22 protein-coding genes, 1 pseudogene and 1 riboswitch are annotated in these 22284 nt (G+C 68.6%); of the genes and pseudogenes, 12 read left to right on the plus strand and 11 right to left on the minus strand.

Going from position 1 to position 22284, the window contains the following annotated elements:
• Positions 1-93: 93 nt before the first annotated feature.
• Positions 94-1173 carry a histidinol-phosphate transaminase gene (gene hisC / locus ABZ208_RS06660; RefSeq protein WP_356908461.1) on the minus strand — a complete coding sequence of 360 codons (1080 nt, stop codon included), beginning with the start codon at positions 1171-1173 and terminating at the stop codon, positions 94-96.
• Between the two features lie 371 nt (positions 1174-1544).
• Between hisC and ABZ208_RS06665 the strand changes: the two genes are divergently transcribed.
• The 3 genes from ABZ208_RS06665 to ABZ208_RS06675 all read left to right on the plus strand — a co-directional run bounded on the left by ABZ208_RS06665 (position 1545) and on the right by ABZ208_RS06675 (position 4879).
• A complete protein-coding gene (locus ABZ208_RS06665; RefSeq protein ID WP_328398896.1) occupies positions 1545-2657 on the plus strand; it encodes a LacI family DNA-binding transcriptional regulator in 1113 nt (370 codons plus the stop codon).
• 174 nt (positions 2658-2831) lie between these two features.
• A complete protein-coding gene (locus ABZ208_RS06670) occupies positions 2832-3905 on the plus strand; it encodes a metallophosphoesterase (protein WP_356908462.1) in 1074 nt (357 codons plus the stop codon).
• Between the two features lie 149 nt (positions 3906-4054).
• Positions 4055-4879 (plus strand): hypothetical protein, encoded by an 825-nt coding sequence (locus tag ABZ208_RS06675; RefSeq protein ID WP_356908463.1) that lies wholly within the window; start codon positions 4055-4057, stop codon positions 4877-4879.
• Positions 4880-4907: 28 nt separating this feature from the next.
• On the opposite strand, the gene ABZ208_RS06680 is transcribed toward ABZ208_RS06675, so the two are convergent.
• Both ABZ208_RS06680 and ABZ208_RS06685 read right to left on the minus strand, forming a co-directional pair.
• Complete coding sequence (locus ABZ208_RS06680) at positions 4908-6014, minus strand: hypothetical protein (protein ID WP_356908464.1); 1107 nt, start codon at positions 6012-6014, stop codon at positions 4908-4910.
• A gap of 464 nt (positions 6015-6478) precedes the next feature.
• The gene (locus ABZ208_RS06685) at positions 6479-6640 is read right to left on the minus strand and encodes a hypothetical protein (RefSeq protein WP_356908465.1); all 162 of its coding nucleotides are present in this window, start codon (positions 6638-6640) and stop codon (positions 6479-6481) included.
• 364 nt (positions 6641-7004) lie between these two features.
• Between ABZ208_RS06685 and ABZ208_RS06690 the strand changes: the two genes are divergently transcribed.
• The gene (locus tag ABZ208_RS06690) at positions 7005-8426 is read left to right on the plus strand and encodes an alkaline phosphatase family protein (RefSeq protein WP_356908466.1); all 1422 of its coding nucleotides are present in this window, start codon (positions 7005-7007) and stop codon (positions 8424-8426) included.
• 155 nt (positions 8427-8581) lie between these two features.
• Here the strand turns inward: ABZ208_RS06690 and ABZ208_RS06695 are convergent.
• Both ABZ208_RS06695 and thiC read right to left on the minus strand, forming a co-directional pair.
• Positions 8582-8725: pseudogene (locus tag ABZ208_RS06695) on the minus strand (IS630 family transposase); the annotation flags it as partial.
• 75 nt (positions 8726-8800) lie between these two features.
• Positions 8801-10594: a phosphomethylpyrimidine synthase ThiC gene (gene thiC, locus ABZ208_RS06700; RefSeq protein ID WP_356908467.1), complete on the minus strand. Its 1794-nt coding sequence runs from the start codon at positions 10592-10594 to the stop codon at positions 8801-8803.
• A riboswitch (TPP riboswitch) is annotated at positions 10587-10700 on the minus strand. Its footprint overlaps the gene before it by 8 nt.
• A 70-nt stretch (positions 10701-10770) precedes the next feature.
• On the opposite strand from thiC, the gene ABZ208_RS06705 reads away from it, so the two are divergent.
• The gene (locus ABZ208_RS06705) at positions 10771-12120 is read left to right on the plus strand and encodes a YibE/F family protein (RefSeq protein WP_356908468.1); all 1350 of its coding nucleotides are present in this window, start codon (positions 10771-10773) and stop codon (positions 12118-12120) included.
• Between the two features lie 25 nt (positions 12121-12145).
• Here the strand turns inward: ABZ208_RS06705 and ABZ208_RS06710 are convergent, their stop codons facing one another.
• From ABZ208_RS06710 to ABZ208_RS06725, 4 genes are all read right to left on the minus strand, one after another.
• Positions 12146-12580: an SsgA family sporulation/cell division regulator gene (locus ABZ208_RS06710; protein ID WP_356908469.1), complete on the minus strand. Its 435-nt coding sequence runs from the start codon at positions 12578-12580 to the stop codon at positions 12146-12148.
• Between the two features lie 130 nt (positions 12581-12710).
• Positions 12711-13481 carry an IclR family transcriptional regulator C-terminal domain-containing protein gene (locus tag ABZ208_RS06715; RefSeq protein WP_356908470.1) on the minus strand — a complete coding sequence of 257 codons (771 nt, stop codon included), beginning with the start codon at positions 13479-13481 and terminating at the stop codon, positions 12711-12713.
• 264 nt (positions 13482-13745) lie between these two features.
• Positions 13746-13958 (minus strand): DUF5326 family protein, encoded by a 213-nt coding sequence (locus tag ABZ208_RS06720; RefSeq protein ID WP_356908512.1) that lies wholly within the window; start codon positions 13956-13958, stop codon positions 13746-13748.
• Positions 13959-14094: 136 nt separating this feature from the next.
• Entirely contained in the window at positions 14095-14412 is a 318-nt protein-coding gene (locus ABZ208_RS06725; protein WP_356908471.1) for a cupin domain-containing protein, read from the minus strand.
• Between the two features lie 51 nt (positions 14413-14463).
• Between ABZ208_RS06725 and ABZ208_RS06730 the strand changes: the two genes are divergently transcribed.
• The 5 genes from ABZ208_RS06730 to ABZ208_RS06750 all read left to right on the plus strand — a co-directional run bounded on the left by ABZ208_RS06730 (position 14464) and on the right by ABZ208_RS06750 (position 18163).
• On the plus strand, positions 14464-14841 hold the full coding sequence (locus ABZ208_RS06730; RefSeq protein WP_328398876.1) for a phage holin family protein: 378 nt from the start codon (positions 14464-14466) through the stop codon (positions 14839-14841).
• A gap of 7 nt (positions 14842-14848) precedes the next feature.
• A complete protein-coding gene (locus ABZ208_RS06735) occupies positions 14849-15346 on the plus strand; it encodes a low molecular weight protein-tyrosine-phosphatase (protein WP_356908472.1) in 498 nt (165 codons plus the stop codon).
• The gene (locus ABZ208_RS06740) at positions 15343-16464 is read left to right on the plus strand and encodes a cystathionine gamma-lyase (protein ID WP_356908473.1); all 1122 of its coding nucleotides are present in this window, start codon (positions 15343-15345) and stop codon (positions 16462-16464) included. Before ABZ208_RS06735 ends, ABZ208_RS06740 begins: the two co-directional genes overlap by 4 nt.
• 243 nt (positions 16465-16707) lie before the next feature.
• On the plus strand, positions 16708-17598 hold the full coding sequence (locus tag ABZ208_RS06745) for a LysR family transcriptional regulator (RefSeq protein ID WP_328398870.1): 891 nt from the start codon (positions 16708-16710) through the stop codon (positions 17596-17598).
• An 85-nt stretch (positions 17599-17683) separates the two neighbouring features.
• Positions 17684-18163 carry an NUDIX hydrolase gene (locus ABZ208_RS06750; protein WP_328398868.1) on the plus strand — a complete coding sequence of 160 codons (480 nt, stop codon included), beginning with the start codon at positions 17684-17686 and terminating at the stop codon, positions 18161-18163.
• A gap of 104 nt (positions 18164-18267) precedes the next feature.
• On the opposite strand, the gene ABZ208_RS06755 is transcribed toward ABZ208_RS06750, so the two are convergent.
• On the minus strand, positions 18268-19764 hold the full coding sequence (locus ABZ208_RS06755; protein ID WP_356908474.1) for a globin domain-containing protein: 1497 nt from the start codon (positions 19762-19764) through the stop codon (positions 18268-18270).
• A 296-nt stretch (positions 19765-20060) separates the two neighbouring features.
• Positions 20061-20711: an HAD-IB family phosphatase gene (locus ABZ208_RS06760; RefSeq protein ID WP_356908475.1), complete on the minus strand. Its 651-nt coding sequence runs from the start codon at positions 20709-20711 to the stop codon at positions 20061-20063.
• 77 nt (positions 20712-20788) lie between these two features.
• Here ABZ208_RS06760 and ABZ208_RS06765 point away from each other — a divergent pair, with 77 nt between their 5' ends.
• Both ABZ208_RS06765 and ABZ208_RS06770 read left to right on the plus strand, forming a co-directional pair.
• Positions 20789-21334 carry a DUF2269 domain-containing protein gene (locus ABZ208_RS06765; protein ID WP_356908476.1) on the plus strand — a complete coding sequence of 182 codons (546 nt, stop codon included), beginning with the start codon at positions 20789-20791 and terminating at the stop codon, positions 21332-21334.
• Positions 21335-21339: 5 nt separating this feature from the next.
• On the plus strand, positions 21340-22212 hold the full coding sequence (locus ABZ208_RS06770; protein ID WP_356908477.1) for a GNAT family N-acetyltransferase: 873 nt from the start codon (positions 21340-21342) through the stop codon (positions 22210-22212).
• Positions 22213-22284: the final 72 nt, after the last annotated feature.

Genomic DNA, 22284 nt, shown 5'->3' on the forward strand with positions numbered 1-22284 from the left:
GCCGGACCGACCGCCCGCCACCGGCCACCCACTCATGGGAAACCCCCATGAGCACAGGCCCATGGGGGTTTCCCTACGTACGGCGCGGCTGTCCTACAGCTCCTTGCGGAAGTTCGCCGCAGTGTGCAGGAACACATCGTTGGCCTCGCACTCGCCGATCGTCACCCGCACGCCCTCTCCCGCGAACGGCCGCACGACCACACCGGCCTTCTCGCAGGCGGCGGCGAAGTCGAGGGTCCGCTCGCCGAGCCGCAGCCAGACGAAGTTCGCCTGGGTCTCGGGCACGGTCCAGCCCTGCTCGATCAGACCTTCGTGCACCCGCGTGCGCTCGGCGACCAGCGAACCGACCCGCCCCAGCAGTTCGTCCTCGGCCCGCAGCGAGGCCACGGCCGCGTCCTGCGCGAGCTGGGAGACACCGAACGGGACCGCCGTCTTGCGCAGCGCGGCGGCCACCGGCTCCTGGGCGACGGCGAAACCGACCCGCAGCCCGGCCAGTCCGTACGCCTTGGAGAAGGTGCGCAGCACGGCCACATTCGGACGCTCGCGGTAGATCTCGAGCCCGTCGGGGACCTGGGAGTCCCGGATGAACTCGCGGTACGCCTCGTCCAGCACCACCAGCACATCCGACGGCACCCGGTCGAGGAACCGCTCCAGCTCGGCCCGGCGCACCACCGTGCCGGTCGGATTGTTGGGGTTGCAGACGAAGATCAGCCGCGTGCGCTCGGTGATCGCATCGGCCATGGCGTCGAGATCGTGCACGTCACCGGCGGTCAGCGGCACCGGCACCGGCGTCGCCCCGCTGATCTGCGTGATGATCGGATAGGCCTCGAAGGAGCGCCAGGCGTAGATCACCTCGTCGCCGGGACCCGAGGTGGACTGCAGGAGGGACTGGGCCACGCCCACCGAGCCCGTGCCGGTCGCCAGATGCGACACCGGCACGCCGAAACGGTTCGCGAGCTCGTCCATCAGACCGGTGCAGGCCATGTCCGGGTAGCGGTTGAAGTTCTGCGCCGCGGCGATCGCGGTCTCCATCACGCCCGGCAGCGGCGGATAGGGGTTCTCGTTGGACGACAGCTTGAAGGCGACCGGGCCACCGGCTGCCGCCGGCTTGCCCGGCTTGTAGGTGGGGATGCCGTCCAGCACCGCACGCAGCTTGGGGCTCGTCTCGCTCACCGCAGGTCCTCCTTGACCGTCGACCTCGGGCCGTACACATCGGTACCGCTCACCAATACTGCTCACCTTATGAGGATTCCGGGCCGCTGCGAATGGGCGCCGTCAAGGAAGGGGGGAGCGTCGGGCCACAGCGTGCGCCGGTGGCTCGCGCCGTAGCGCGCATCCCTCGTAATGGTGAGTTGAGACCTCTTCGCAACCTGACCCCTTCGACAGGCCCACACGGCCCGACACCGGAGACAGCGTGTCGACAGCTGCCAACTCCCTTTGCTTTATTGGCTCTTGACCATTAATGATCATGCAAAAACGTGCCTGCCGACGAGTGAATATGCGACCGGCTCTACCACCCACGCGAGCCCTACTATCGGCTCGCCATGACAGCAGCAGGGAAGCATCAGGTGAGCCGGACGGACACATCCCGCCGGGGCAGTAGGCGCGGTCGGGCGGGCATCAGGGACGTGGCCGCCGCGGCCGGGGTCTCCATCACGACCGTCTCCGACGCACTCAACGGGAAAGGCCGGCTCCCGGACGCCACCCGTCGGCATGTCCGTGAGGTCGCCGACAGACTGGGCTATCGTCCCTCGGCCGCCGCCCGCACCCTCCGTACCGGCAAGTCGGGCCTGATCGGCCTGACGGTGACGACCTACGGGGATGAACCTTTCACCTTCACCGAATTCGCCTACTTCGCCGAGATGGCCAGAGCCGCGACCTCGGCCGCGCTCGCCCGCGGCTACGCCCTCGTCATCCTGCCCGCCACCTCACGCCATGACGTCTGGTCGAACGTCGCCCTCGACGGCACCGTCGTCATCGATCCCTCCGATCACGACCCGGTCGTCACCGAACTGGTCCGCCAGGGCCTGCCCGTCGTCTCCGACGGGCGCCCCGCCGGCACCCTCCCGGTCACCGCCTGGGTCGACAACGACCACGAAGCCGCCGTGCTCGATCTGCTGGACCACCTCGCCGCCGCGGGCGCCCGCCGGATCGGCCTGCTCACCGGCACCACCACCGACACCTACACCCGCCTGTCGACGACCGCCTATCTCAGCTGGTGCGAGCGCGTCGGACAGGACCCGGTGTACGAGTCCTACCCCGCCCATGATCCGTGTGCGGGCGCCGTGGCCGCCGACCGGCTGCTCGCCCGCCCCGACCGGCCCGACGCCGTCTACGGACTCTTCGACCCCAACGGCACCGATCTGCTGGCCGCCGCCCGCAGGTACGGCCTGCGTGTCCCCGACGATCTGCTGCTCGTGTGCTGCAGCGAGTCGACCGTGTACGCCACCACCGAGCCGCCGATCACCACGCTCTCGCTCAAACCACGCCGGATCGGGACAGCGGTCGTCCAGTTACTGATCGACGCGATCGAGGGAATCAACGAGGACCGGCCGATCGAACAGGTGATACCGACCGAGCTGATCGTCCGGACCTCGTCGCAGCGCCGCCCTCCGCGAACAACCGTGAGCGCGCCACGCTCACCAGCGAAGGACTAGACCTTCCGAATTGGGACGAAACGGTCGGAGAACCAGGGGTGCGCAAGGATTCACCACCCCTGGTGCGTCACACAGCGCCGGGCTCATTCCTATGATGGGCGAACGACACCACGGACCACCCCGACCAGGCTGGGCCGAAAGGTGAACGGCGGCGCGACTGTGGTGGAGGGGTCGATGACTCAGGGGGCCGGTCAAGGACCCGTGGTGCGGACGGCGACGTTGCGCGATTTCCGCGTCCCGCCGTACGCGCAGGTACCCGTGCAGTCGGATCCGATGAACTCCAGCCATCCCGGAAACGCCCTCCCGGAGGGCGAACCGCCCGAGGGCTACACCCCCACGGCCCGCGACCTCCCGGTCATCGGCCGCGGCGGCCCCGGCGACACCGTGCAGGTCCAGGTCGACCCCGACGCGCAGCCCAAGCCCGAGGGCCTCGGCCCGCTCTATGTCGTCGGCGACGTCCACGGCTACCTCGACGAACTCGTCGCCGCACTGACCGAGCAGGGCCTCATCGACGCCGAAGGCAACTGGGCCGCCGGAAACACCCGGCTCTGGTTCCTCGGCGACTTCACCGACCGGGGCCCCGACGGTATCGGCGTCATCGACCTCGTCATGCGGCTGTCCGCCGAGGCCGCGGCAGCCGGCGGCTACTGCAAGGCGCTGATGGGCAACCACGAGCTGCTGCTGCTGGGCGCCAAGCGCTTCGGCGACACGCCCGTGAACTCCGGTGCCGGCACCGCCACCTTCCAGGCCGCCTGGCTCCTCAACGGCGGCCAGAAGGCCGACATGGACCGGCTGCAGGAAGTGCACCTGCAGTGGATGGCGCGGCTCGATGCCGTCGTCGAGGAGGACGGCCACCTGCTGCTGCACTCCGACACGACCGCCTACCTCGACTACGGCTCCACCATCACGGACGTCAACGACACCGTGCACGCGATCCTCACCCGCAACGACGCGGACGAGTGCTGGGACCTGTTCCGCAAGTTCACCAAGCGCTTCGCATTCCGTGACGACTCCGGCCCGCAGGCCGTACGCGAGCTGCTGTCCACCTACGGCGGCGGGCGCGTGGTGCACGGACACAGCCCGATCCCCTATCTGCTGGGCGAGGTCGGCACCGAGGACGGCGAGGACGGCGAGCGCCCGGTCGTCGAGGGCCCGCATGTGTACGCCGACGGGCTGGCGATCGCCATGGACGGCGGCGTGACCATGGCCGGAAAACTCCTTGTCGTGCAACTCCCTCTGCAGGGCTGAGCCGACCGGGGACAGGCGATTTATGGAAACCCCCTGTCACGTTGCGCCATAACCGCTCTACCATCGGCTTATCCAGAGCAGGCTCTCCTCCGTTTCCGCCCTGCTGCCCTGCACATGCGGGAAGTCCGGGCCCTACGGAGCATCGGGGGATGCACATGAACAGCGCTCCGCACCTGCTGACCGAGGACCGCGCCGAATACGAGCGGGTCCTCGACGACGCGCTGCGCAACGCCCGTGAACGTCCGGACCTCGCCGCCGTCGGGCTGCGCCTCAACATCGAGCAACTGCGCACCATGGCCCTGAACGCGACGGCCCTGATAACCACGTCGGCCGCCGCCGAATACGAGCACTACGTAAAGGTCCGCAGGGAAATGCGCACCCCTGCGGCGGCCACATCCGTGCGCAACTCCGTACTGGCACCCGGCGCGGACGCCTCCGAGGACGGCGCGGGCTTCGGCGCCGTGATCGCCGTTCTGGCACCGGTGCTCGCGGGCACCGCCGCGCTGATCTTCCTGCTCGTCGGATACACCCTGAAAATGCTGAGCCCGACCCCGTCCTTCGCCGACACCCTGCTCACCGCCGGCTGGTTCTTCGGGGCGCTCACCGCGGCAGCCATCCTGGTCGCCGCTGTGGGACTGCTGCTGACGGCCCTGCGCAACGGTGCCACCCAGGTCGCGGCCGAGGAATCGACCGGCGAGCTGCCCGACGAGGTCGCCCGTGCCAAGGAAGCCTGGCGCCACGCCCTGCTGGAACGGGGCATCCTGCCCTTCCTGCGGGCCGCACTCGCGGACCCGAGTGTCGACCCGGCCTCGAGCGAACCGCCGCGACCTGTGAGCCGTATCCCCAAGGTCGGCTACAGCGGTCCGGACTTCTCCAGCCCCAGTGAGGGGTCGACCACAAGACAGCGGCCGACCTTCACCAGCCCGGACTTCACCAGTCCCGATTTCGGCGGCCCCGAGCACCAGCCGGAGTGACCGGAGCGGCCAGGTCCCGCGGCCGTCCTCACAGACGACGGACGACCTGGGCCTCGGCGCGCTCCACCGATGCACGGCCATGGGCATCGACCAGGGCCAGGTGGAACAACGCGGGAGCCAGCGGTGCCCACCGGTGGACGCGGTCGGCACGGAGCAGGTAGCGGGCGACATCCGCGGGGCGGAAGGGAACGTAGTCGATCGTCTGGTGCTCCCACCTGTCGGCGACGCCTCTGCTCATCCGCGCCCGAAGGTCGTCGCGGGTCAGCGTCTTGAGGCGCGCGGAGAAATGAGCGCTCCAGTGGCGCCGCTCGGAGTCCAGGACGAAGGCGAGAAGGGCGAGAGAGTACTCGTTGGTCTCCAGGGACATTTCCTCGCGCATGCCGCGGCGCGCGACCGCGTACAGATCCGGCGCATTCCTGCCGGACGAGTCGATGTGCCGGGCCAGGCCCTCGTTCACCGAGGAGTTCCACACGCCGGGCGACATACGCACCCGATCGCTCCGCCTGGTGACCACCAGCATGTCGTCCGCGGTCACCACGGCGATGTTGACGGCGAAGCTGCACTGCAGGAAGGCCGGTGCCTTCAGCGGGGCGTCGGGATCGAGGTACCGGGACCGCGGTGTGGCACCGTCGGGCAGCCGGCGGTCGAGCTGCTGGGCCGCGAGGAACGTGTAGTAATCCGTCGGCCGCAGCCGCAGATGGACCTCCGGCTGCTCCTCGAGGGCGGTCCGCGAGACGTCGAGCGCCTCCACGGCGTAGCGCTGACCGTTCCAGATGGGCGTCCCGTTCCCGGCCTGGAGCCGAGCGCTCTCGGCCTCGATCTCGTTTCGCCAGCCGGCCATGTCCGGCGGCAGGACGACTTCTTCGTCCACCACCTGGATGTGGATCGCCTCGGCGCCGATCGTCGACTCGCCGTCCCCCTCCACGATCAGGGCGGGGGTGTGCAGCGGCCCCAGGGAGAAGGTCGTCCACGACGGACCGGACTCCTCGCCCCGGGACCTCAGGCGCCGTACCGCCCTCGTGGACCGCCTGCGCACCTTGAACCACGCGTCCTGCAAAGGCTGTTGGAACAACGTCGCGAAGACGATGCCGAGCACGGCTCCGACCACTCCGTTGGCGACATCTATTCCGACCATGCCCCGCAGCGTAGCCGGGAGTGATCACCTGCCGTCCGGGCCGTCCGCCAACGGGACGGACGGGCCGGGCGGTCAGCGGGGTACGGACCGGTGAGGCCGGACCCGACGAACATGACGGGCCGCCGGCGTCCCGGGTCCGACGAGGGAACCGGGGGCGTGTGTGCCGGGAGACGCTGAGACGCAGCCATGCGGGCCCAAGGATGACCACCACCGCTGCCCATCGGGCACCAAGGTCCTGAACAGGGACCGCCTGACCGGACCACCCCGTAGCTGTCCAGGCCGAGGGGTGGTCCGGTTTTCGTGTTGTTGTGCACAGTCGCTGAACTGAGGCGCCGGTAAGCGCCCAGAAATAATGGGCCCGCGCCTCCGAGGCCAACCAGAACCGGCGGTGTGTTGGAGCTCCGTCAGGATGCCGAAAGCGGTACCGCTCAGAGCACCTCACCCTCGACACTCATCCCGCCCGCTCACCCCGCTACCGCCCAACCCATCGGGTGCAGGTAGGGGACCCGGTTGCCCGGGGCCGCGAACTCCGCCGACCTCTGGAGCATGCCCTCGGCGATCTCCTCGCCCGACGCGGTCGGCTCGTCACCGCCGAACTGCTCTGTGATGCTTCTGCTGATCTTCATCGAGCAGGAGCGCTCACAGCATGTGGCTCAAGCACCTTCGGATGCCGGTAGACGACCTGGTGCTGTGACCGGACAGGTTCGCCGGTTTGGTCGGTTCGTGAGGGCGAGGGGGCGGCGTTCTCCCCCACGGATGCCCTTCTCGCTGCGGCTGCGGCAGGCATTGCCTCTGTCTCTCGCAGTTGCGGTACGAGCGGGCGCGTCCGGGCTGTGCACCGGCCTGGATGTCTGGGCCGATCGGCCCGTTTTGACAGCTGAGTTCGGCCGGAGAAGAGTGGAATTGACTTCGCGGGGCGGGGGCCACTTACCCGGATCGGAGGTCATCGGTCCCACTACCGACCGTAGTCACGCCTTGGACCATGTAGTCGTGCTGATGTTTGAGAACCGCTCGTTCGACAACCTGCTCGGACGGCTGTACGGGCCGGGCGAGGTCGCCGCCTTCGAGGGTGTCCTCGGGAAAGACCTGTCGAACCCGATCCCGGACTGGGCCGAGGACCGCTCGGGCCGACAGACAGTGCCGTTCGGGATCGCCGAGACGATGGACACGCCAAGCCCGGATCCGGGCGAGGAGTACCAGCACATCAACACCCAACTGTTCGGCGTGATCGACCCCGAGGGCAACCGGGGAGTGCCGGCCGAGCAGATGGCCGCGCCGTTCAACGCGCCGCCGCCCGGGCGGGCGCCGACGATGGACGGGTTCGTCGCCGACTACATCAGCGCGTTCTGGGCGGAAATGGGCCGCCAGCCCCGGTACCACGAATACGCGCAGATCATGGCCGGGTACACCCCGGACCAGCTACCTGTGGTGTCCTCGCTGGCACGTGGTTTCGGCGCTTTCGACCACTGGTTCGCCGAGGTGCCCTCGCAGACGTTCACCAACCGCTCGTTCTTCCACGCCGCGAGCTCGTCGGGCTTCGTCGTCAATGCGCCGTATCGCACGTTCCCGCTGCAGAACACCGCCGAGACGGTGTTCGAGCGGCTGGAGGCCAGTGGCCTGACCTGGCGGGTGTACGTGGACGCACCGAGCCCGCTCCCGTTCACCGGGCTGATCCACGGGGCGCGGCTGCGGCAGCGGTTCGCTACGCATTTCGTCACCACGGACCGCTTCCTGGAGGATGCTGCCGCCGGCAGGCTGCCGACCTATGCGTTCATCGAGCCCAACATGTGGCACGGCCACAACGACATGCACCCGCCGACAGCCGCACTGGTCCAGGGGTTCTCCTTCGATGCGCCCTCGTCCCTGCTGGGCGGCGAGGCATTGCTGGCCAAGATCTACAACGCCGTCCGTTCGTCGACCTCGTCCGACGGGTCGAACGCGCTCAACACGCTGCTGATGGTCGTCTTCGACGAGCACGGCGGCACCTACGACCACGTACCCCCGCCCGCCGCCGTCGCCCCGGACCCCGCGGCGCCGCCCGGGCAGATGGGCTTCACCTTCGACCGGCTCGGCGTCCGCCTGCCCGCGATCGCGATCTCCGCCTGGCTGCCTGCTCAGACAGTCGTCAACGGTGTCCACCACCACACGTCGGTCATCCGCACACTCCGCGAACGCTGGAACCTCGGCCGACCCCTCACAGCCCGAGATGCCGAAGCCCCCGACCTCGCCGCCGTCCTGAGCCTCGACCGGCCACGCGACCCGCAGGACTGGCCCGACGTCAACGCCCAAGCGGTCCCCGAGTTCGACCAGGCCCTGGTCCCGCCCGACGCGCCACTCACCCCACTCCACCGCCATGCTCCACGGCTACCTCGCACTCGCCGCGCAGATGGGAGCCACCGTGCCCATGATTGACGAAAAGGCGCAGCTGAAGGGCCAGGAAGCAATGGCGATGGTCCACGAGAGCGCACACACCCTCTTCCCAGGCCTTCGAACATCGTCAGGCTGACCCGCTGCTGATACCAACCGTTGACACCAACGACGGCGAGCTGGGTAGGTCGGGCCGCGTCGGCCGGCGGCCTGCCTCCCCAACGGATTCCCTTCTCGATGCGGACGCGTGCGCGTTCACGTCGTTGCGCGGCCAGGACGTCGGGGTGGCGGGCGTTCTTGTTGCGCCAGCGCAGGTAGGCGTGCAGGGCCCGGGTCCGGTCGGTTGGCGGTCGAACGACGGTTGTGCGCACCAGACTGACGGTGGAGACCCTCCGGGAGTCTCCACCGCAGTCGGCCGATCAGTCCGCCAGGGGCAGGTACACGCGGTTGCCGCTTGCTGCGAACTCCTTGGACTTCTCAAGCATCCCTGCCTCGATCTCCTCTTCTGAAGCAGAAGAGAGCAGGTCAGGGGCAAACTGCTCCGTGATGCTTCTACTGATCTTCATCGAGCAGAACTTCGGACCGCACATGGAACAGAAGTGCGCGGTCTTCGCCGGTTCGGCCGGCAGCGTCTCGTCGTGGAACTCCCGTGCCGTGTCCGGGTCGAGGGCCAGGTTGAACTGGTCCTCCCAGCGGAACTCGAACCGGGCGTCCGAGAGCGCGTCGTCCCATTCCTGGGCCCCCGGGTGCCCCTTGGCGAGGTCCGCCGCATGCGCGGCGATCTTGTACGTGATGACACCGGTCTTGACGTCGTCACGGTTGGGCAGCCCGAGGTGCTCCTTCGGCGTGACGTAGCAGAGCATCGCAGTGCCCCACCAGGCGATCATCGCCGCGCCGATTCCGGAGGTGATGTGGTCGTAGGCGGGCGCCACATCGGTGGTCAGCGGCCCCAGGGTGTAGAAGGGGGCCTCTTCGCAGATCTCCTGCTGAAGGTCGATGTTCTCCTTGATCTTGTGCATGGGGACATGCCCCGGGCCCTCGATCATCGTCTGGACGTTGTGGCGCTTGGCGATCGAGTTCAGCTCACCGAGCGTCCTCAACTCCGCAAACTGCGCCTCGTCGTTGGCGTCGGCGATCGAGCCGGGACGCAGCCCGTCCCCGAGGGAGTAGGTGACGTCGTACGAGGCGAGGATCTCGCAGAGCTCCTCGAAGTTCTCGTACAGGAACGACTCCTTGTGGTGCGCCAGGCACCAGGCCGCCATGATCGAGCCGCCGCGCGAGACGATGCCGGTCTTGCGGCGCGCGGTCAGTGGCACGTAGCGCAGCAGCACGCCCGCGTGGACCGTCATGTAGTCGACGCCTTGTTCGGCCTGCTCGATGACGGTGTCCTTGTAGATCTCCCAGGTCAGCTCCTCGGCCCTGCCGTCGACCTTTTCGAGGGCCTGGTAGAGCGGCACCGTGCCGATCGGGACAGGGGAGTTGCGCAGCACCCACTCCCGCGTGGTGTGGATGTTGCGCCCCGTGGACAGGTCCATCACCGTGTCCGCGCCCCAGCGCGTCGCCCAGGTCATCTTCTCCACCTCCTCCTCGATGGAGGAGGTGACCGCGGAGTTTCCGATGTTGGCGTTGACCTTCACCAGGAACCGCTTACCGATGATCATCGGCTCGATCTCGGGATGGTTCACATTCGCCGGAAGTACGGCCCGGCCGGCGGCGATCTCCTCGCGCACCACCTCGGGCGACACGTTCTCGCGGATGGCGACGTACTCCATCTCGGGTGTGATCTCGCCCCGGCGCGCGTACGCGAGTTGGGTGACCGCCTGCCCGTTGCGGCCCCGGCGCGGCTGCCGCGGGCGGCCCGGGAAGACCGCGTCGAGATTGCGCAGTCCCCCGCGCGGTGAAGTGTGCTTGAGCCCGTCGTCCTCAGGGCGCACAGGGCGGCCCGCGTACTCCTCGGTGTCACCGCGGCCGACGATCCAGTTCTCGCGCAGCGGGGCAAGTCCACGACGGACGTCGGTCGCCACCGCCGGATCCGTGTACGGGCCGGACGTGTCGTACAGCGTCACGTCGCTGCCGTTGGTGAGGTGCACCTTGCGCACCGGCACCCGGAGGTCGGGGCGCGAGCCCTCGACGTATCCCTTGTGCCAGCCGATGGACTTCCCTGCCTCGTCGTTCTGCATCGAGGCAGGCGTGCGTGCGTCCGACATGGTCATGAGACCTACTCCCTACGCCGGCATTACCCGGTAACAGGTTCGGCGGTCGGCGCAGCGTCGTCAGCGCCCTCTCAGCCCGGTGCTCCGAGCTCCCGCGTGTTCAAAGGTGCCACCACGCTAGCGTCATATCCGGCGTGCTGAACAGTGGGCCCGTCGCTTCTTGCGATGATCGGTCGGTGACCTCATCGCCGCAGGCCCCAGAACCGCACGGCCACCCGACCGGCCATACGCACAGCCACGGGCCCGCAGCGCCCGTCTCCAGACACCTTCGCAAGGTCATCGCAGCCGTATTGATCCCCTTCGCCACGGCCGTGGTCGTCGGTCTCGCCGTGCTGTGGCCCGGCGGGGTACCCGGCCATGAGCGCAGCGGGGTCGGCTTCGACCGGCAGACGGAGCAGGGCAAGGTGGTCAAGGTCGAGAAGGTGGACTGCGCGGACGTCAACGTCGGGCAGGTCCCGCCGACCGGCGACACGTCGACCCCCGAGGGGCGCGAGGCCGGCAACGCCCAGCAGGGCAGCTGCGGGAAGGCCACGATCGAGGTCACGAGCGGCAAGGACAAGGGCCGGACCTTCACCGAGATCGTCCCGCCGGACGCGCCGCGCCAACTGCGCGCGGGGCAGGGGGTGGTGGTGGCATACGCACCCGATGCGCCCCGGGATCTCCAGTACTCGGTGACGGACGTCGACCGTACGGTGCCGATGGTCGTACTCGCCGGAATCTTTGCGCTCGCCGTCGTCCTGGTGGGACGAATGCGTGGCGTCATGGCCCTGATCGCGCTGACCGTCTCGTTCGCCGTGCTGACCATGTTCATCCTGCCCGCGATTCTCCAGGGATCGAATCCGCTGGTCGTCGCGGTCGTCGGGGCCAGCGCGATCATGCTGTGCGCGCTCTACATGTGCCATGGGCTGAGTGCGCGCACCTCGGTCGCGGTGCTCGGCACATTGATCTCCCTGCTGCTGATCGGGCTGCTGGGCTCTGTGTTCATCGACTGGGCGAGTCTGAGCGGCAACACCGACGACTACACCGGACTGATCCACGGCCTGTATCCGGACATCGACATGAGCGGTCTGCTGCTGGCCGGCATCATCATCGGCTCGCTCGGTGTGCTCGACGATGTGACGGTCACCCAGACGTCCTCGGTCTGGGAACTCCACCAGGCCGACCCGGCGATGGGCCCGCGTGCCCTCTACCGGGCGGGCATCCGCATCGGCCGCGACCACATCGCGTCCGTCGTCAACACTCTCGTACTCGCCTATGCGGGCGCGGCGTTGCCCCTGCTCCTGCTCTTCTCCATCGCACAGTCCAGCGTGGGCACCGTGGCGAACAGCGAACTGGTGGCGGAGGAGATCGTGCGGACTCTGGTGGGGTCGATCGGGCTGGTCGCCTCCGTACCGCTGACCACGGGCCTTGCGGCACTGGTCGTCTCCGCCGACAGGACTGCGGCTGCTGCGGGCGTGTCCGGATCGCCCGCGGCGCAGGGCGGATCGCCGGGCCGCGGCGGCCGGGGCCGCCGGCGCAAGAAGTAGCCGGCCGGGAGACGAGGCGGCAAGGTCAGCCGGCGTTCTCCTCGGCGAGGATGCGCCCGAGCGCTGCCACGAGGCTCTCGTCGAAGTCGCTGAGCGCGCGCTCCTGGCCGAGGGGAACCAGCTTGTCCGTGCGGTCCAGGAAGGCGACGAGGGGTGCCACCCCGGCCCGGAAGAGCGCGGAGTCGTTCCCGACGCGCAGCCGGATCCTGACGTCCGAGAGTCCCTCGGGCTGTGTGGGCGCGATGTGCACATCGCCGTCCCCACTGGGCGCGTTGATCCCGTCCAGCAGCAACTCGCGGCCGAACGCCCAGGTCACGGGCGCATCGCCGGGCAGGTGAAACGTCATCCGCACCGCATAGGGGTCCCCCGTCTCGTACTTGAGCTCCACCGGGATCCGGAAGGAGAGCTCCTCGGAGACGAGGAAACTCATCAGGACCTCGGCCTGGACCGACTCGCGCATCACATACCTCGCAGGTGACGAAGCTGAATGAACCGTGCTTATGGAGCAAGAAAACGGCCAGGAACGATCCCCGTAGGCCCTCTTGACGTAATCGTGGTGGAAGGGCTAACAGATCACAAGGAGTGATATTTCAGATACTGATAGAGAAGGCGAGTGACCCCAGGAGCCCAGCGATACCACTGCGCAACTGTTCCACGGCAGGGAGTAGCCGCGCTGCCTGGTGGAGGGGGAGTGAAATGGCCATCGTGGCCGCGGCGGAGCCGGCTGTGATGGGAATCGCGGCACAGACCGTGCCGAGCGCATATTCCTGACGCTCCACCACCACTTCCGTCCGCCCGACGGAGGAGAGCCGTTCCAGCAGCGCGCACCGGTTGCGCACGGAGTACGGGGTCACCGGCTGCACGGGATGGCGGTCCAGATGATCCCGGCGGGTACGGTCGTCGAGCTGGCTGAGCAGACACTGCCCGAGCGCATGCGCATGACCGGTCTCGCGGAAATCCGCCCACTCCGTCACCGCGGGGGCCTGGGGGGTGTCGGCAACTGCGACGAGTTCGATCTCACCCTCGCGGTAGACCGCGAAGTAGACCGGGACCCCGATCGCATCACGCCAGTGCGCCAGCGAGTCCTCAAGGGTGCTGCGACGATTCTGCACCGCGCCGCCGACGGCCAGCCGGTCGACGGCCGTACCGAGGGCGAACACGCCCTTCTCCCGGCGCAGATAGTCCTCATGAGCCAGGGTGCGCAGCAGGTGATAGGCGGTGGGCAGCGGGATTCCGGCCTCACGGGCAAGCTGCTTGGCGGGGGCTCCGTCCGGATGGGCGCCCGCGGCCTCCAGCAGTCTCAGCGCCCGCTGCACCGAGCCGATCAGGGTAGGGACAGCGGCATTCGTAGCTCCGGCCAAAGGTCACCCCCCAGGCGTGGTGACGGGCAGCCCGCCCGCCCGCGGGGGCCGCCCCCGCGCGGCCGCCGCTCACTCGGGCACTGACCCGGCATTCAGCCTGCGCAGCGCCGGAAGTGCTGGTCACAGCGCTGGTTGCCGGAGGAATCACTCAAGAAGCGGCGAAGATTTTCCACTCTAATGGCAGCGCCGGGCCGGGGGCGGGTTTATCAAGGGCGTTCCCCCGGCCGGGCTAACTGTCGTACCGGCTGCCTCCGGTCGCACGCACTACCAGTCGCTGCGCGAACTGGAGGACGCCGTGAACTTCCGTACGACGAAGATGAGTCCACCGACGAGGGCCACGAAGACCAGAAGTTTGAAGAGCAGCCCGATCACGAAACCGACGACGCTCGCAATGAGCCCGCCGAACACCACGAGGGCGAAGACGGGCACGGCCACCCACTTCACCCACCACGGCATCCCCGCGAATATCTCCCGCACAGCCATCGTCCTACCTCGTTTCTCTGAGCCTCTTCGAGTGCCTGCCATCGATGCTAGGCGCGCGACGGTGGTGTGCGGGGGGCCGCGAGCCCTTGATCTCCCCTGATCGAACCCCTAGGGACCGGCAGGGTTCCCCTCAGCTCTCAGGGGGAGAAAAGACCACCATCACCCGCAGATCCTCGCTGATGTGATGGAACTTGTGCGGAACGCCCGCCGGAACGTACACCACACTGCCCCGGCCGACCTGCGTGGTCTCCATACCCACGGTGATCGACGCCCGGCCACTGACGACGAAGTAGACCTCGTCCTGGTTGTGGGGCAGCTGAGGGTCGATCTCGCCCGCATCGAGCGCGTACAGCCCGACCGACATGTTCCGCTCGCGCAGAAACTGGAGATAAGCCCCGTCGTTCGCGGCGCGCTCCGCCTCCAGTTCATCGAGTCGGAATGCTTTCATCGCCCGTCAGCCCCTCCACTTGGCCCGATCACGTCTGCCACGATCAGACACATGACAAATTTCCTAGTCAAGACGCTCGCCAATGCCGCAGCCCTCGGGGTGGCCATCTGGCTGCTCCAGGACATCACCCTCACCGGTGACTCCACCGGCAAGAAGGCCCTGACACTCATACTGGTGGCCCTGCTCTTCGGCCTGGTGAACTTCCTGGTCAAGCCCCTGGTGAAGCTGTTCACCCTGCCGCTGTTCATCCTTACCCTCGGCCTGTTCACCCTCGTGATCAATGCCCTGATGCTGCTCCTGACCTCGTGGCTCGCGGACCAGTTCGACCTGAACTTCCATGTCGAAGGCTTCTGGACCGCTGTACTCGGCGGCCTGATCATCTCCATCGTCTCGTGGGCACTGAACGTCGCCCTGCCCGACAAGGACTGAACACCGCGTGAGTTCCCTGTATCGCGTCTGCTTCGTGTGCACCGGCAACATCTGCCGCTCGCCGATGGCCGAGTCCGTCTTCCGCGCACGCGTCGAGGAGGCCGGGCTCGCGGCGGCGGTCGAGGTGGACAGTGCCGGCACCGGAGGCTGGCACGAGGGCGACGGCGCCGACCCGCGCACCGTCGCCGTCCTGGAAGCGGCCGGCTACGCGAGCGCGCACACCGCTCGCCAGTTCCAGGCCGCCTGGTTCCCCCGGCTCGATCTCGTGATCGCGCTCGACGCCGGACATCTGCGAGCGCTGCGGCGGCTCGCACCGACGCCCGCGGACGCCGCGAAGGTGCGGCTGCTGCGGGAGTACGACTCCCGGCGGCCTGACGACACGGACGTGCCCGACCCGTACTACGGCGGCATGGGAGGGTTCGAGGACTGCCTGGAGATGGTGGAGGCGGCGAGCGAGGGGCTGCTCGCCGCCGTACGCGCAGCACTTGAGGAGCACGTGGCATGACAGTCGGAGACGGCACCAGGGCGGTGCGGGCGGGGCTGCCCGAGCCGGTTAAGTACGAGCCGACACTGCCCGGGCCGGTCTTCTCGGCCCACTTCCACCTGCCCGGCGAGGCGTCCGGCCCCTACACCTACGGCCGCGACGACAACCCGACCTGGACGCATCTGGAACGGGCGATCGGCGAGCTGGAGGCGCCTGGGGAGAGCGTCGAGACGCTCACCTTCGCCTCCGGCATGGCGGCGATCTCCGCCGTACTGTTCTCGCAGCTGACGGCGGGCGACACGGTCGTGCTGCCCGCCGACGGCTACCAGGTGCTGCCCATGGTGCGGGCACAGCTCGAGGCCTATGGCATCGAGGTACGGACCGCGCCGACCGGCGGCGACGCACAGCTCTCCGTCCTGGACGGAGCGCGGCTGCTGTGGATCGAGACCCCCTCCAACCCGGGCCTCGACGTATGCGACGTGCGACGGCTCGCCGATGCGGCGCACGCCGCCGGGGCGCTCGTCGCCGTCGACAACACCCTCGCCACCCCCCTCGGGCAGCGCCCCCTCGAACTCGGCGCGGACTTCTCGGTCGCCAGCGACACCAAGGGGATGACCGGCCACGGTGACATCCTGCTCGGCCATGTGACCTGCCGCGACGCCGAGATGGCGGCAGGGGTACGGCGCTGGCGCAAGATCGTGGGGGCGATCCCGGGGCCGATGGAGGCCTGGCTCGCCCACCGGTCGCTGGCCACGCTCCAGCTGCGTGCCGACCGCCAGTGCGCCAACGCCCTCGCCCTCGCACAGGCGCTGGGCGGACGTGACGAGGTGAGCGGGCTGCGCTATCCGGGGCTGGCCACCGACCCCTCGCACACGACCGCCGCGCGACAGATGCGGCGCTTCGGCTGTGTGGTCTCCTTCGTGCTGCCCGGCCGTGCGCACGCAGAGCGCTTCCTCGGCGCACTGCGGCTGGTCGACGAAGCCACCAGCTTCGGCGGTGTGCGCTCCACCGCGGAACGCCGCGGTCGCTGGGGCGGCGACGCGGTCCCGGAGGGCTTCATCCGCTTCTCGGCGGGCGCCGAGGACACCACCGATCTGGTGGCCGATGTGCTGCGGGCGCTGGACGAGGCAGCGGCGTAGCCGTAGGTGCGACGGGCCGGGCGTAGCACCCGCTACGCCCGGGCGCTGAGTGCTGCTACGTACGGCGGACGGTCCGAGCCTCCCCCCTCATGGCTCGGACCGTCCCGGTTCCTACGCGCGAAGAACCGTGCGGACAAGGCTAGTTGACTCTGCGTCAGTGTCCAATCACGGTAGCGACAGAGACCTATCGACTTATTTATAGTTGGCCGGGTTCGGGCATCGTCGGTTCGGGAGGGACATGGCATGGATCTGGCCCTGTTGCGCACATTTGTCACAGTGCACCGGGCCGGCTCCTTCACGCGCGCCGCCGCACTGCTGGGCCTGTCCCAGCCCGCCGTGACCGGACAGATCCGCACGCTGGAGCGCCAGCTCGGCCGCCCCCTCTTCCTGCGCCAGGCCCGTGGCGTCACCCCCACGACCATCGGAGACGAGCTCGCGCACCGGGCCGCACCGCATCTGGACGCCCTGGTGGAGATCGCCGAGGCCGGACTCGACGACGAGGCGGGCATCCGGACCCTGCATCTCGCGGGCCCGCCCGAGTTCACCTCGCTGCGTGCCCTGCCGGCACTCACGCCACTGATCGGCCAGGGACTGGCGCTGCGGGCCTCGTTCGGAACCGCGGAGGAGACCCTCGAGGGGCTCGCCGCCGGACACCACGACGTGGCCATCACCACCGCCCGGCCCCGCGGCGGACTGCTCACGGCGACCGCACTGTGCGACGAGGAGCACGTCCTGGTCGCCGCCCCGCGATGGGCCGCCCGCCTGGGGCCCGCTGTGCTGCGCAAGGGCCACGTAGTGCTCGAGCAGCTGCCGGTGGTCGAGGTGCATGAGTCGTTACCCCTCGTCTCGCGCTACTGGAACGCCGTCTTCGACTCCCGGCCGGCCGCCGCGGGAGCCGTTATCGCGCCCGATCTGCGGGCCGTGCTGGAAACCACCGCCAGCGGCGCGGGGCTCGCCGTACTGCCCCGATATCTGTGCGAGGAGGCTCTGGAACGCGGCCGGCTCGTCGCCCTCCTCGACCCTGCCGTGCCGCCGCTGCGCACGTACTTTCTGGTGGTGCGCACCGGTACCCTGGCCCATCCGCACATTGCCCGGGCCCACGAGTGGCTGCTGCGCGCGGCCGCCGACTGGTGAGCGTGAACGGCGGCGAGAAGACCGTCCGGCAAGAGTTTGCTGGGCCGGGCGTTTCAGAACCGCCGGCATGGGCCACTCTCTTGCCATGACCGAACGACCCGTGGTCAAGCGCACGGCCCGCGCCATCCTGCTCGACGGCGACGACCTCATCCTGATCAAGCGCACCAAGCCTGGTGTGGACCCCTACTGGCTGACCCCCGGCGGCGGGGTCGAGCCGGAGGACGCCACTGTCGTCGACGCCCTCCACCGCGAAGTGGACGAGGAACTCGGCGCCAAGATCACCGACGTGGTGCCGTGTTTCGTCGACACCGTCGAGCACATCGCGGACGGCGGCGTGACCGGTGTGAAGGTGCAGCACTTCTTCGTGTGCCGGCTGGAATCGATGGATCCCGCCCTGCGGCACGGCCCCGAGGTCGACGAGCCCGCCGGGGAGTACGAGATCGTGCGCGTGCCGTTCAGCCGCGTCGGGATCGCCGCCGTTCATCTCGTCCCGCTCTCACTGCGTCACTATCTGGACGGCAATATCGAGGGCGTACGGGCCATGCACGCTCCGGACCTGGGCTGATGCGCTGACGCAGCACGCGACGGCCGGGCCCTGGCCGGGCGCCCCCGGCGCACCGCACCCGGATCGGGCCTAGGCCGGGCCCGACAAGATCGCCCGGACGGGGCCTAGTCGCCGGCCGCCACGAGTTCTTCGAGCGAGTCATGGCGGATGCGGTCGTACGGGATCCCGATGCCGCGCAGTGCATGGACACCGCTGCGGATCATCCCCGGCGGTCCGGAGAGATAGGCGTCGTACCCGTTCCAGGGTCCGTTGCGGCCGAACTCCCGTACGGCATCCGGGAACTGCGCCCGGTCGTCCACCACCGGCCGCACCGACAGCCATGGATGGGTCTGCTGGAGACGCAGCATGGTGTCGATGTCGTACAGGTCGTAGTCGGTGCGCGCCCCGTAGAACACCTCCACCGGCCGCCGCTCGCCATGCTTCGCGACGTCTTCCACCAGTGCCTTGATGGGCGCGATGCCGGTGCCGCCGCCGAGACACAGCAGTCCGTTGTCGGTGCTGTGGTCGACCGTCATGGAACCGGCGGGCGGCCCCAGCCGCAGCACGTCACCGGGGCGGGCGTGGTGCACCAGCGCATTGGAGACCCAGCCGGCCGGAACAGCCTTGACGTGGAAGGACAGCAGTCCGTCGGCCCGGGGCGCTCCGGCGAAGGAGTAGTGCCGCCAGATCCGCGGCCACCAGGGCGTCTCCAGACTCGTGTACTGACCGGCCAGGAAGGCGTACGGCTGGTCGGGGCGCACGGTGACGATCGCTATGTCGGGGGTGCGCAGATCATGCGACACCACCTCGGCGTGCCACCAGGCAGGCGCATGCCGCTCGTTCTCCGACGCCGCGTCGATCATGATCTGCGAGATCGTGGTGTAGGTACGCACCCACGCGGCCTCGGTCTCCGCGTCCCAGGTGGCCGTCGCATACCGGGCCAGTGCCCCGATCAGGGCTTCGCCGACGGCTGGGTAGTGCCCGGGCTGCGTGCCGTACTTGCGATGGCCGCGGCCCAGGTGCTGCAGATAGTCGGTCAGCACTGCGGCGTTGTCCATGTGATCGGCTGCTGTCAGCAGCGCCTTGAGCAGGCGGTCGCGCTGGGCGTCCATAGCGACCGGAAAGAGGTCGCGCAGTTCGGGGTGGCGCACGAAGAGAAGTGCGTAGAAGTACGACGTGACCTTGTCCGCGACGGGAGCGATCTCCGCCATCGTGCGGCGGATGAGGATCGCATCCGGCGAGGCGTCGGCAGAGGGCAGCGCGAAAGCCGAGGAGGCCGCTGGAGCCGGCTCCGTATGCGCCACCGCCTCTGCTTCGGGTGCCGGTTCTTGGCGCGGCGCCGCCTCGTACGCGGTGTGCCCACCGGGAGGGCGGGCAGCGGTGTGGCCTTCCGCGGCGCGGGACGCACCGGAGCCCACCGGTCGAATGGATGCGAACGAACGACTCGGGGTGACTATTCGCTCCGGACCATCGGCGTCCGCCTGCTGCGCACCCTCCGGCGACCGGCCCCGGCCCGGCTGCTTCCGAGGGGCGAACCATCCACCCGCGCCGTCATCCCCTGAAGTGCCGTTGTTGGCCGACGTGGTGGTCGGAGCGTCCATTGTCTGCCTCGCCTCGAACATCTCTGGGTCGGTCCACGCACTTCCGCGGTCGGAACGTGCCTCAATTCCGCTCTGCCTCAGGAGTCTGCAGGCCCACACCGCCTTCGGCCATACGCCGAATCGGGACGAGTAGCCCTTGATCGAGACTCTGCCCGCAGCACCCGTCGTCGCAGCATCCCAGGTATCGCCACCACAAAGGACAAAGAGCGGAAAGTCCGGGTATCCGAACCCGTTTTCCCGTTAAGCTGCATTGCCCCCATGTCCATATGCGGGGCCTCTCGGCCATCCCTGGGCCCCTGAACCAGTTGCGGTGTGAACTAGCCGGGGTTTCCCACTAGTTCATAGGCCTCGCGAAGATCACCCCCCGTATAGCAGTGTGTAGCCAGGCCCACCAGATGGCGATCCGCATTCACCGCTACCGTCACGGGCACCGTCGCGAAGATCTCCGCGTCCGACATGGAATCACCATATGCAACACATGCGTCCAGGCCCACCCCGAACTCTGCACAGAGGCGGTTCGCGATCTTCACCTTTGCCGCTGCACTGAGAATCCCCGTCGGATCCACAGGCCGGCTGAACGGAAGATCGGGAAAGCGCGATCCGTGGGCCGCGTGAACTCCCCAGTTCAGCAGTCGTTCCACGAAGAAGGAGGGCGAGAGCGAAATGACGGCGCAGTAGTCGCCACGCTCACGGATCTCCCGCCACACCTCCCGGATGCCTGCGAGCCACGGAGCGGCCACGAACGCCGCGGCCACATGTGCCTCGGTCAGGTCCTGCCACAGGGCGTGCACAGCCTCGGCATACTCCGGCGGGCCGATCCCCCGGGCACCGAACTGCCGCTCCAGTGCGGCGATCTCCTCGAGCATCCCGAGCTGCCGGAAAATGTCCACGGCCGCCGCCGATCCCCGGATCAGCGTGCCGTCCATATCGAAGAGATGAAGCCTTGGCGTGCCTTCTCTGTATGCCATGTACGCCGAGATTAGTAGCCGTGGTTACTCCCGCCGTCAGATGCGGAAGACCTGCGCCGCCGGACATCGTGTTTCACGTGAAACCACTCACACGCCCCGCTCGTCGGGCCATCCTCGTCGTCCATGTCACCACCTCCGCCGGCTGGCTCGGTCTCACACTCGGCCTGCTGTCGCTGGCCCTCACGGCCTACACGACCGAGTCTGCCGTCATGATCGAAGCAGCGTGCCGCTCGATGAAGGTCTTCACCGACTGGCTCGTGCTGCCGGTTGCCTTGCTCACGCTGGCCAGTGGGCTCGCCCTGTCCCTGGGCACCAAGTGGGGGTTGGCCCGCTATCGCTGGATCTATACGAAGTTCTGGCTCACCCTCGCTACGACCACTGCCACCGTCTTCGCACTGCGTCCGGGTGTCACCAGGGCAGCCGACACCGTTGCTGAGGGCGGTGTGCTCGCCGACCCCCTCGACCTGGTGATGGGCCCCGCCGTCTCCTTGAGTGCCTATGTCTTCATGACGGTCATCTCCGTCCTCAAGCCATGGCGCCTGACCAGGCGCGGCCGCCAGCTCCGCGCGCCCGCGACATCACCAAAAGCACTGGACGAACGGTCGCTGAGTCGGACAGCCTGACCCCTATGTCGATGCCGCTCTCCGAGCTCCCGATCAGACGCCTGACCTGGGACGACCTCAGCGCCTGTGCCGACCTCTCCGAAGACCGCGGCTGGCCGCGCGAAGACCACAAGTGGGGTCTGCTGCTGACAGCAGGGATCGGCTACGGGGTCGACGCCCCGGACACCAAGGGCCTGGCCGCCGCCTGCGTGCTCACCTCGTACGGCCCCCGACGCACCGAGGGCCCCGGACTCGCCGCGATCGGCATGGTGCTCGTCGCCGAGCGATACGCCCGACTGGGGATCGGGCGCCGTCTGATGAAACACGTCATCGCGGAGACCGGGGACACCCCGATCACCCTCCATGCCACTCCCAACGGCAGGCCGCTGTACGAGGAGCTGGGCTTCGCCGTCACGGGCCGCGCGGAGATGGTGCGCGGCCACTTCATCCATTCCGGCCCCGCATCCACGGTGGCAACCCGACCGGCGACCGCCGAGGACCTGCCCGCCGTGCTGCGCCTGGACGCCGACGTCTTCGGTCAGGACCGCACTTCCATGATCACCCGGCTGCCCGCCTTCGCGGACCAGCTCCTGGTGGCCCAGGAGGACGGAGTGCTCACTGGATACGCGGCGCTCTGGCCCAATATGAACACCCATGTCATCGGCCCCCTGATTGCCCGGGACACGCACACGGCCAAGGCGCTGATCACCTCACTCGCCGCCGGTACGGACCGCCCTTTGCGGACCGACATCGATGTGCGCCACGAGGACCTTCTGGCCTGGGTGAAGGAATGCGGACTGGAACCGATCGCCTTCAACACCGTGATGACCCATGGCATCCCTCACCTGCCCGGCGACTGGACGCGCCGCTTCGCCCCACTCACCGTGGCAGCCGGCTAGGGCGACGCCAGCCTGCCCGACAGCCGGCCCTCTGGGAGTGCGGCCCCTGAGGGAACAGCGAACACGCCTCGA

Origin of the sequence: Streptomyces sp. NPDC006208 (genome assembly GCF_040613775.1) — a bacterium.
GTDB lineage: Bacteria > Actinomycetota > Actinomycetes > Streptomycetales > Streptomycetaceae > Streptomyces.

What these genes read in the sequence shown, in the direction of transcription:
- ABZ208_RS06665 (WP_328398896.1), top strand. Translation starts at nt 1,545, where the DNA reads ATGACAGCAGCAGGGAAGCATCAGGTGAGCCGGACGGACACATCCCGC.
- ABZ208_RS06670 (WP_356908462.1), top strand. Translation starts at nt 2,832, where the DNA reads ATGACTCAGGGGGCCGGTCAAGGACCCGTGGTGCGGACGGCGACGTTG.
- ABZ208_RS06675 (WP_356908463.1), top strand. Translation starts at nt 4,055, where the DNA reads ATGCACATGAACAGCGCTCCGCACCTGCTGACCGAGGACCGCGCCGAA.
- ABZ208_RS06680 (WP_356908464.1), bottom strand. Translation starts at nt 6,014, where the DNA reads ATGGTCGGAATAGATGTCGCCAACGGAGTGGTCGGAGCCGTGCTCGGC.
- ABZ208_RS06685 (WP_356908465.1), bottom strand. Translation starts at nt 6,640, where the DNA reads ATGAAGATCAGCAGAAGCATCACAGAGCAGTTCGGCGGTGACGAGCCG.
- thiC (WP_356908467.1), bottom strand. Translation starts at nt 10,594, where the DNA reads ATGACCATGTCGGACGCACGCACGCCTGCCTCGATGCAGAACGACGAG.
- ABZ208_RS06710 (WP_356908469.1), bottom strand. Translation starts at nt 12,580, where the DNA reads ATGCGCGAGTCGGTCCAGGCCGAGGTCCTGATGAGTTTCCTCGTCTCC.
- ABZ208_RS06725 (WP_356908471.1), bottom strand. Translation starts at nt 14,412, where the DNA reads ATGAAAGCATTCCGACTCGATGAACTGGAGGCGGAGCGCGCCGCGAAC.
- ABZ208_RS06730 (WP_328398876.1), top strand. Translation starts at nt 14,464, where the DNA reads ATGACAAATTTCCTAGTCAAGACGCTCGCCAATGCCGCAGCCCTCGGG.
- ABZ208_RS06740 (WP_356908473.1), top strand. Translation starts at nt 15,343, where the DNA reads ATGACAGTCGGAGACGGCACCAGGGCGGTGCGGGCGGGGCTGCCCGAG.
- ABZ208_RS06745 (WP_328398870.1), top strand. Translation starts at nt 16,708, where the DNA reads ATGGATCTGGCCCTGTTGCGCACATTTGTCACAGTGCACCGGGCCGGC.
- ABZ208_RS06750 (WP_328398868.1), top strand. Translation starts at nt 17,684, where the DNA reads ATGACCGAACGACCCGTGGTCAAGCGCACGGCCCGCGCCATCCTGCTC.
- ABZ208_RS06755 (WP_356908474.1), bottom strand. Translation starts at nt 19,764, where the DNA reads ATGTTCGAGGCGAGGCAGACAATGGACGCTCCGACCACCACGTCGGCC.
- ABZ208_RS06760 (WP_356908475.1), bottom strand. Translation starts at nt 20,711, where the DNA reads ATGGCATACAGAGAAGGCACGCCAAGGCTTCATCTCTTCGATATGGAC.
- ABZ208_RS06770 (WP_356908477.1), top strand. Translation starts at nt 21,340, where the DNA reads ATGTCGATGCCGCTCTCCGAGCTCCCGATCAGACGCCTGACCTGGGAC.